Genomic DNA, 2,845 nt, shown 5'->3' with positions numbered 1-2,845 from the left:
TATGGTTCGATAGGGGGGCATAAATCGACTAAATCCTTATCTGGCAAGAGACTTAATTGATTAGTTCGCTCTAGATAAAAAACAATTGACAAAAATCGCTAAATGCCTTTCTATATAAGGGTTCCATCCCTTATAACCCCCCTCCATTGCATAACACAAACCGAAGAGCCGCAAAAGTTACACTTAATTATCACCTATTCCACAGAAAATTATGTTCCTGCTGACCTGAATAAATCTCCTTTAAATGTAGGAACAGAAATCCTGTTACCTGATTTTACTCTAGAACAGGTCTTGACTCTAGCCAATAAATATCAGGCTAACTTGGGAAAAGATGAACTGCAAAAAATAATTAATCTTGTCGGGGGACATCCCTATTTAATCCAAAAGGCGATTTATGGGATTAGCCAAAAACAACTGTCTTTAGCAGATTTTTTAGAGACAGCAGCCACGGAAGAGGGAATTTATGGGGATCATTTGCGAGGACATTTGCTAAACTTACAAGAACATCCAAACCTAGCAGCAGGAATGAAAAAGGTTGTAGAGTCCTCTTCTCCCGTTGATTTAGGTGCAACAATTAATTGGCAACTTCATAGTTTAGGATTAGTAACCTTTGTGCAGAATGCTGTTCAACCCCGTTATCCACTATACAGCGACTATTTTAGGTATCGCCTATCCTCCTAAAATCCAATATATTGAGTTAAACTGTTGTACATCTAAATCTAATATTCGTTTTCACCTGTTCCCCGTTCCCTCATCGAACCCAGAACTTTAAATGCGGACTAGCTTAGGCACAGATAACCTTTGATTAAATTATTCATCGAACTTAACCAATCAGACAAATTGCTAATTTTAATGCTATGGCGACCAATTTTTATCATGTTGGAGGCAGCGTTCCCCTAGATGCACCTAGTTATATCAAGCGGGAAGCAGATGATATATTTTATAACTATCTAAAAAATGGACAGTATTGCTATGTGTTAAATTCCCGTCAAATGGGAAAATCAAGTTTGTGGGTACAGACACAAAAACGACTGCAAGAGGATAATATTGATTGTGCTACCATTGATTTGAGTGGTATAGGAAAAAACATCTCCGAAGATATTTGGTATCGAGTATTATTTGAGCAACTGGTTAAACGCTTCAATCTTTCTATTCGGGGAAAAGAGCAAACTTGGTGGGATGAACGAGCCTATAAATCAGCTATTAATCGTCTTGATCAATTTGTTGATGAAATTCTCTTAAAGGAGATATACCAACCTATTGTTATCTGTTTCGATGAAATTGATAGCGTTCTGAGTTTAAATTTTTCCACAGATGATTTCTTTGCTTGGCTGCGTAGCTGTCATGAAAACCGTCCCCATAATAGGGATTACCAACGTCTAACCTTTTGTATGTTGGGGGTAGCGGCAGTTTCTAACTTTATTCTAGATAATAATCGTAGTCCTTTTAATATTGGTCAAGATATTCGATTATCTGGATTTACTAAAAGGGATGCCAGAAAACTTGCCGAGGGATTGCAGGACAAAGTTATCGCACCAGAACGGGTTTTAGAGGAGGTTATAGAATGGACAGGTGGACAACCGTTTTTAACTCAAAAAATTTGTCGTTTAATCTCCACATCTCGCCCTGAATTTGGCAAGGAATCCCCAGCAAACCCGATTACTGTCGGCGATTTTATCCAGTCGCAAGTAATTAGTAACTGGGTATCTCAAGATAGTCCAGAACACCTAAAAACTATTCGGAATCGTTTATTAAATAAGCGTGTCACGGGTAGAAGAATGCTGAAGCTTTACCTAGAAATTTTAAGAAATGGTGAAATTACCGATGATGGTAGTCTTGATCAAATAGAATTACGCTTAACGGGATTGGTAGTTGAAGACCGACAAAAGTTAAAAGTTTATAATAAGATTTATAGAAATGTTTTTAATGAAACTTGGGTGACAACGGAATTAAATAAAATCCCTCCATACATTGAAAAGTACGAAGTTTGGTTAAATTCAGGGGAAGATGACACTAAACTTCTTTATGATCAAGATTTAGCAGAAGCTTTAACTTGGAGTAAAAATCAAGACCTTAATGAGTCAGAAAAGCGTTTTTTAGAGTTAAGTGAAATCGCAGCCAAACGAAAAGCACAGATAGCACGTCAAGGGGAAGCATATCAACTGGCTGAAAAACAATTAACGCCCAAATTTGAGGAGAATCAAAGAGCAGCTTTAATTGAGGAAATTCTAGCTTGGACGGGTGGTAACTTGGAGTTAACGGAAATAGTTATCGGTTTGCTAATCGACAATAAAAATGAGTTGCGGAAAGGAGAAGAAAAACCAAAAATTGAACAATTGATTCAGAAAAATATTGTAGAAAATTGGTTACAAAATAAAGCGGCAGCCCATCTCTGGAAAATACAAAACAGTCTCTTAACTCCTGATAAAAATGTTAGGTCAACATTAGAAATCTATCAAGAAATTTTGCAGCAGGGGGGAGTCTTTGCTGATAACAAAACGGAAAAATTGGCACTTCAGCAAGCAGAATTAGTGATTAAGAATGATTATTATCTAGAAGTGACCAATCGAATTTATCAAGAGGTATTTAATGTTAAATGGGTTAAACAAGAATTAGAAAAATTAGTTGAGGTGGAGAATTCTCCTGCTGGTTTAACTAAAATATTATCTTTCTTGGCACTATTAGGCTTTCTTGGATTTACTTTTTGGGTTCTTCGTTACTTGGTATGGTTCGATAGGGGGGCATAAATCGACTAAATCCTTATCTGGCAAGAGACTTAATTGATTAGTTCGCTCTAGAGCAAAAACAATTGACAAAAATCGCTAAATGCCTTTCTCTATAAGGG

Annotated in this window: 2 protein-coding genes and 1 pseudogene; 2 read left to right on the top strand and 1 reads right to left on the bottom strand. The window is 36.7% G+C overall.

Annotated elements, in window-relative coordinates; all coding sequences use genetic code 11:
- Positions 1-171: 171 nt before the first annotated feature.
- Positions 172-681: pseudogene (locus PX481_RS03020) on the top strand (AAA-like domain-containing protein); the annotation flags it as partial.
- A 176-nt stretch (positions 682-857) separates the two neighbouring features.
- A complete protein-coding gene (locus PX481_RS03015; protein ID WP_288093604.1) occupies positions 858-2,747 on the top strand; it encodes an AAA-like domain-containing protein in 1,890 nt (629 codons plus the stop codon).
- Here the strand turns inward: PX481_RS03015 and PX481_RS03010 are convergent.
- Entirely contained in the window at positions 2,682-2,816 is a 135-nt protein-coding gene (locus tag PX481_RS03010; RefSeq protein WP_288093608.1) for a hypothetical protein, read from the bottom strand. The genes PX481_RS03015 and PX481_RS03010 overlap by 66 nt on opposite strands.
- Positions 2,817-2,845 lie beyond the last annotated feature (29 nt).

The organism is Microcystis sp. M53603_WE2 (assembly GCF_030065435.1).
Note: the sequence above shows the minus strand (reverse complement) of the source record. Positions and strands in the feature narration are given on the sequence as shown.

Bases quoted from the DNA above. Each gene is read 5' to 3' on its own strand.
- PX481_RS03015 (WP_288093604.1), top strand. From the start codon at position 858: ATGGCGACCAATTTTTATCATGTTGGAGGCAGCGTTCCCCTAGATGCA.